Source organism: Streptomyces sp. NRRL F-2664, from assembly GCF_000719345.1.
Taxonomy (GTDB): Bacteria; Actinomycetota; Actinomycetes; order Streptomycetales; family Streptomycetaceae; genus Streptomyces.
Genome location: NZ_JOFX01000103.1, coordinates 1 through 6,140 on the forward strand (window position 1 = coordinate 1; position 6,140 = coordinate 6,140).

The 6,140-nt window shown below is 63.8% G+C and carries 4 protein-coding genes and 2 pseudogenes; all 6 read left to right on the plus strand.

The window, feature by feature from the left end:
- Positions 1–155: 155 nt before the first annotated feature.
- Positions 156–628, plus strand: a pseudogene (locus tag IF89_RS43335) (IS110 family transposase); the annotation flags it as partial.
- A 1,438-nt stretch (positions 629–2,066) separates the two neighbouring features.
- Positions 2,067–2,516, plus strand: a complete 450-nt coding sequence (locus IF89_RS48395; protein ID WP_234327999.1) for an Ig-like domain repeat protein — start codon at positions 2,067–2,069, stop codon at positions 2,514–2,516.
- A 477-nt stretch (positions 2,517–2,993) separates the two neighbouring features.
- The gene (locus IF89_RS46510; RefSeq protein ID WP_158718061.1) at positions 2,994–4,445 is read left to right on the plus strand and encodes a DUF6056 family protein; all 1,452 of its coding nucleotides are present in this window, start codon (positions 2,994–2,996) and stop codon (positions 4,443–4,445) included.
- 556 nt (positions 4,446–5,001) lie between these two features.
- A complete protein-coding gene (locus tag IF89_RS0133935; protein ID WP_030776427.1) occupies positions 5,002–5,340 on the plus strand; it encodes a hypothetical protein in 339 nt (112 codons plus the stop codon).
- Positions 5,341–5,366: 26 nt separating this feature from the next.
- Positions 5,367–5,570: a hypothetical protein gene (locus tag IF89_RS0133940; RefSeq protein WP_030776430.1), complete on the plus strand. Its 204-nt coding sequence runs from the start codon at positions 5,367–5,369 to the stop codon at positions 5,568–5,570.
- A 276-nt stretch (positions 5,571–5,846) separates the two neighbouring features.
- A pseudogene (locus IF89_RS48400) lies at positions 5,847–6,140 on the plus strand (hypothetical protein); the annotation flags it as partial.

Here is a 6,140-nt window from a genome sequence, read left to right on the forward strand (position 1 = left end):
TGATGAGAGACCCGGCCACCGCCCGGTCCTGCGCAATGCCGGACAGTTCGCGGACGGCAGGCCTGCATAACGCGGACGCGCGAGCACGGTGCCACCGCCCAAGCCGGCACGGTCAACACCTGCGGAACACGGTCAACACCTGCGGAAGGGGTGCCATGCCAGACACCGAAGGCACAGGCATCCTCCTCGCAATACACGTCGGCAAGACCGCCCACCACGGCCACGGGCCGACCCCGGCCGGGAAAAAGGCCCTCGACAAGCCGATGCCCCACAGCCAACCGAAGCTGCGGGCCGCCTTCGACAACCTCAAGACCGAGTTCGGCACCGTCCTGGTCATCGTGGACCAGCCCCCCCCATCGGCGCCCTGCCCCTCACCGTCGCCCGCCACACCGGCCGCCAGGTCGCCTACCTCCCCGGACTCGCGACGCGGCGGATCGCCGACCCCTACCCGGGAAAGGCAAACACCGACGCGAAGGACGCCCCAGTGATCACGGACACCGCCCGGACGATGCCCCACACCCTGCCCACCCCGGAACAGACCGACGAAAACACCGCCGAACCCACGGTACTCACCGGCATCGACCAAGACCCCGCGGCCGAAGCCACCCGCACCAGCAACCGGATACGCCGCCCAACACCCAACAGGAACCGGCCTGACCCTGGACAACCCAACCTCACCTTGACAAACCGAATTCAGTATCCGCATCCGAATCGACACCGCCAAGCCCCGCCTCCGCCGGCGCAAAGCCGAGCACAACACCGCAAAAACCTGAACAAACACCCACCTTCTCATCTGACTTAACATATTCCTCTGCCCCGACAAAATGGCAACACACCCAACAGGGTACTCCCTCTTTGGACTGCCGGGGTGCCGGACGGATTGACGGCCTCGCGACTGGGATTTTAAGCCTGACCTGGTTTTCTCGACGAAGATGGGTTTCTTCATGGCGAATGTCTCAGTTCGCACTACGCGGGTTCGTGTACGACCTCGGCTCGCTTCGGTTTGTGCCCTTGCGGCGCTATTCGCCCTACCGCTCACTACCCCTGCCCACGCTGACGCACCATGTGCCGTGCAAATTGGTGGCCCCAATGGGGTCTACAGCACCGCCGCACACACCTGCACTTATACGTACACCACCAGTGCGAACGCCCAGACTTTCACCATCCCAGATTCAGTCGCCTCCGTCAGCGTTCAGGCAGCAGGTGGCAACGGAGCCGACGCCTCCAGGCCTAGCAACAACGCCACTGGAGGCAGAGGGGCGCTCCTTACCGCAGCACTGCCCTCCACAGTCTTCCCTGCGAGCCGCGTCTTGTACGTTTATGTCGCAGGAAATGGGATGGGATCCCAACCGGGTACTAACGGAGGCGGCGACGCTACCTTCGGCGGCGGAGGTGGCGGGGCAAGCGATATCCGCATTGCCGAGAACAATCCAGCCACCCGTCTGATCGTCGCCGCTGGAGGCGGCGGGGCGGGTTCTGCCTCTGCATTCTTCAACACCCGCGGGGGAGGTGGCGGAAGCGCATCAGGTCCTGGCGGTGCGCCCGGAACCGACAATCAAGGCGGCACTGCGGAAGCCGGTGGGCCGGGCGGCGGCTTCAGCGCAGCTGCCTCTGCTGGCGCCGGCGGACAGGGTGCCACTAACAACCCCAATCTGCCAGGCGGTGTTGGTGGAGCCGCCGGAAACCCTGCGTCCGAGAACACCGCAGGGGGCGGAGGCGGAGGCGGAGCTGGAGGTAACGGCATCGACCGCCCAGGCGGCGGAGGGGGAGGAGGAGGCGCGAACACTGCCCCCGGCCTGGGGGGGGAAGGCTTCAGCGGTAATGGCGCGACGGGTTCGGCCGGCAGAGGTGGTGACGGCGCTGGAGCCGGGGGTGGTGGCGGCGGCGGCTACTACGGCGGCGGCGGCGGAGGAGGAGGGGGAGAAGGGCCAGCCTCGTCTGGTGGCGGTGGGGGTGCCGGATCCTCTTACACCGATCCTGGTGTCGCCACACGTACCGTCACCAGTCGTCGGGCTGACGACACCAGCGCGCCGACAGTAGTGATTAGTTACCAGGTCGAGACCGCCGTGACCACCACGGTTGATTGTCAGCCCAATCCCTCTACCACAGGGCAGAGCGTTACTTGCACTGCCCGTGTCACCGGGACCCCCACTGGCGGGACTCCTACCGGCAGCATTGACTTCACGGCAGGGACCATCACCGCCCAAGACCGCCCGCTGACGCCCGACAATGCCAACACCGCCTCCGCCACCTTTACCACGAACGCCCTTCCTGCCGGTACGACACAAGTAACCGCCATTTACTCTGGCGACACCGTTTACGGCACCAGCCAGGGCGCCACTAGCGTGACGGTTATGAATAACGGAGGCAATGGAGGCAATGGCGGCAACGGAGGCAACGGCCCTTTGATTAACCTCAACGGCCTCTTCACGTTCGTTAGCAATACCGCCACCACCAACAACATCAATAGCCCCGGCGCTACGAACACCACCACTCAAAGCAACGTCGTGCACTGATCTTTCGTTGCGTCCGTTTCACCCGGCTCTGTAACGGTCTAGTCAGCTCGCAGGGGTATGCGTCGAAGGCGAAGCCTCCGTGTCGGTTTGGCGTTCTCGCACCTCACGCCGGACGGAGGCTTCGCTGGTTCTCATACCTGCTTTTCACTGTGCCCGAAAGACGGATCCGCCAGTTCCTTGAGCAACCTTCGCCTCCCCTACCATTTGATGTGATCCCTTCGCTGCGCGACTCCAGAACCCTTCGTCATTGACGCAAGCTTCATGCGCCATTCGAGCGAGCATTCGCCAACCCCATTCAAACAACCGCCGCGGCAATTCGGCACAGATCGCTGCACTAACGAACCGACCGCGCGCACCACCAGCAAGAACATATTTCGCATCCCCAATTCACCTTGCAAGGTGACCCGAGTGTAAATATCGGCCCGGCGTCGTTTTGCGCTAGAAAGTCGACCCCATACCACCAATAGTGGAGCAGACGTGGCGGACGGAAAGCGTCGAAGCAATCACGACGATCCCTTGCCGGAGGATACAGCAGAGGAAAGGGCAGTCAGGCCGTGGATTAACGCTGCGACAACCGTCACTCTAGGCCTCCTTGTGACTCTCTGTGTTCTCTCGCTGAATGTCCGCCCGGCGGCGGACGACTGGTGCTTCATTGCCGATCTGCGAAAAATCGATCCCGTGACTTTCGCCCGGCATTTCTACTTCAAAGAAAACGGAAGATTCGTAAATGGGCTAATTGTTGGCATTTACGCATCGGCCGGCATCTCGGGAATCGTTGCTATGCCTATTGTGCTGGCTATTTCGACTTTCACCGCCATCGGGATCCTCGTGGCCAATCTGGAGCAGGGTAGCGGGGTACGATTTCCGACCATATGGAAGGCGCTTATTGCGGGAGTTTGCTCCCTTGCGCTTTTCCTCGTTCAGCCAGCGCAGTATCAAACCTTTTTCTGGGCGGCTGGCGTAGTCAGCCATACTCTCCCTCCCACGCTTGCTGCATTTCTTGTCGTATGGGCGCTACGATGCAGTAGCAGGGCATCTAGAACCGTGTGCCTAATCGCATCCTTTGCCGGGGGTGCGGCAATTTCTCTCACTTCTGAAGAGACCGCCGTAGCGCTGATTGCGGCTCTTTTTGTACTGCTAGCTGTGCGCATGCTTCGACAGCCTCTGCGGAGAAATTTCCTGACCCTGTGGAGTGGCGTTTCAACGATTGGCCTCACCGTCGGCATCGTGATCCTCACGACCTCACCCGGTAGTCGTTCCCGGCGTCGTATGCTGGGCATGGAAACGCATTTGGAACTTAATGATATCGCCGGGGGGGCGGGCGACTGGGTGCACGTTATAAGCGAAATGATCACAACCTGGGGTTACGCCCCTGTGCTCGTCACGGGCCTTGCTGCCGGCTCCGTTCTCGCCAGAAATGTCGAGTTGCCGATCTCGTGGTTCGATAAGATCATCACCCCCGCTCTACTGGTCTCTGCTGCAAGTCTTGCTTCTATGGTGCTTGTAAGGATCAGCCTAGGGCGGGGCGGATATCTTACCCATAGGGTCTGGAATGATTTTAGGCTGGGTTTCATCCTCATGCTCGCCTGGTATGGTTTTGTATTGGGCGCCTTTCTCGCGAAAGAGCTTTCCTCTCGTCAACCCTGGCTGCTATCCGCCTGGTCCTTTCTTTTGCTCCCATGCGCCATCCTGGTTTTTTTGGCTCCGCCTGTATTCTCGGCTGGGCGAGAAGCTTTCACCAGGGCTGAGGCGTGGGATTCCCAGGATGCATCAATTAGGTATCTTGTGTCCCGAGGTGAACGGAGCCCCAGCTATACTCCGCATCCTATCGGGGGGCTGGTGGAACCTTTCTCGGGTCCTAATAAATCATGGGTACGGGCCTGCGCTGCCCGATATTATGAAGTGCCGTCTTTGCGGCCAGCCGAATAGAGCTGTGCAGCTGCCGTGCCGCGCACGGAGACGCCTGATCCCCGTCCGGAAAAGCAGGCCTTCGCCCAGGGGAAGGGATAATCCGGCTCCTGGCGCCGAGTCAGGCAGTGGGCAAAGCCCCGGAAGTGTGCAACACCTCCGCTCTCGGGAGGCTGGCGGGGTGTCGTTCGTCCCGGCCTACAGGTAGCGCCCGGCGCTGGCTATCGGCGAGCTTTCAAACCTTTGATCTATGCTTGTTCGGGCGTTTGTTTGCTCACCGCCCGCGAGCAGACCGCTTTCACCTACGACGGGTACGGGCAGACTGCCTCCCAGGCCGTCTCCTGGGCCGACGGCGCCGGTAAGGAGGGCCGGGGTGAGGGGCCGGGTGAGCTGAAGACTGAGGTCAGCCGCACCGTGGAGGGCGGGCGCCTGACCGAGACCGCCACGGGAGGAGGCCGGCCCCGGCGGCCGGGTCGTCTCCCGTACGGAGTACGACGGCCAGGGCCGGCCCCTGCGGACCGCGGACAAGTACCGCGACGGCGCCTACGCCCAGGACCCCGATGCCGACGGTGCGCGGGTGCTGTCTGAGGCCGACTACTCCCAGTGGGCCCACTACAAGGTCACCACCACCGACCAGGCCGGCCGCAAAACCGTTGCCTCCACCGACCAGTGGGGCCACACCAGCAGCACCATCCGCCCGGACGGCACCACCGTCAAGACCGCAGCCGATGTTGTCGCCGAAGCCGTCGCCCAGGGCGTCCTGGGCGCAGACCAGGAGGATGCCCCGCTGGCGGATGCGCGTGCCGTGTCCGTGCAGGACGCCGACAGTGCGGCCCGGACCACCTCGGCGAGGGTGGTCTTCGCCGACGGCACCCCCGCCGTCGGCTCCACCGCGCAGGTCGGCGCCCTCGGCTGACCTCAACCAGCGGCGAAGTCACCGCGGTGCCCTCCTACGGTGCCGCCGGCATCGCGCACAGCACGGTCTTCAACCCGGCCGCACCGGAGCTGTGTTCGGGGCAGGAGTTCACCGCAGCCCTCACCCACGACCTCGCCGGACGCCAGACCGGCAAGACCCTCACCCAGGGCGATCACGTTCCCTTCAGCAGCGTGCACGGCCCGCTGCGAGCCTGGTCAGATGACCAGTAGATCGGCCATTACCCGCGCCTCGCGCATGACGCCGTGCGCGCTGTCGCCGTCGCCAGCTACCTACAGGGCGGTCTCCACCCGACGGGCGATGCAAAGTGAACATCGACGACGACCACCTCGAGTCACGAAGCGTCGTTGCAGTACCAAGGAATACGGCTTGGGGCTGTTCGGAGGAGAGACACCAGCCCCCGCTTCCTGTTCTCCTGGACGGAACTGCCCGCTCTGCCTGCCTCCCCGGGAATTCCTGTGCCTTCTTCCCCTCTGTCTTCTGCCGCTGTGCGCCGTGTTCGCCGGAATGGCGTCGCCGGCCTGCTGGCCCTGGCCGCTGCCGGCACCGTCGCCGGGGAGAGCGCGGGTGAGGCGTTCGCGGCTCCCGGCTCCCGCTCGGCCGCCGCAGCCGCGGCGTCAGCGGTGCCTGGGGCTTCGGGCACGGTGTCGGGTGTGTTCGCCCCGGGTGAGGAGGCGGGGGGTGCGGTGGATGTGCGGACCGGCCGCTACTCCTTGGAGGTGCCGCTGCTGGCGACGGCGGGGCGTGGGGAGGCGGGGTTTGCGCTGGCTCTGTCGTATGAC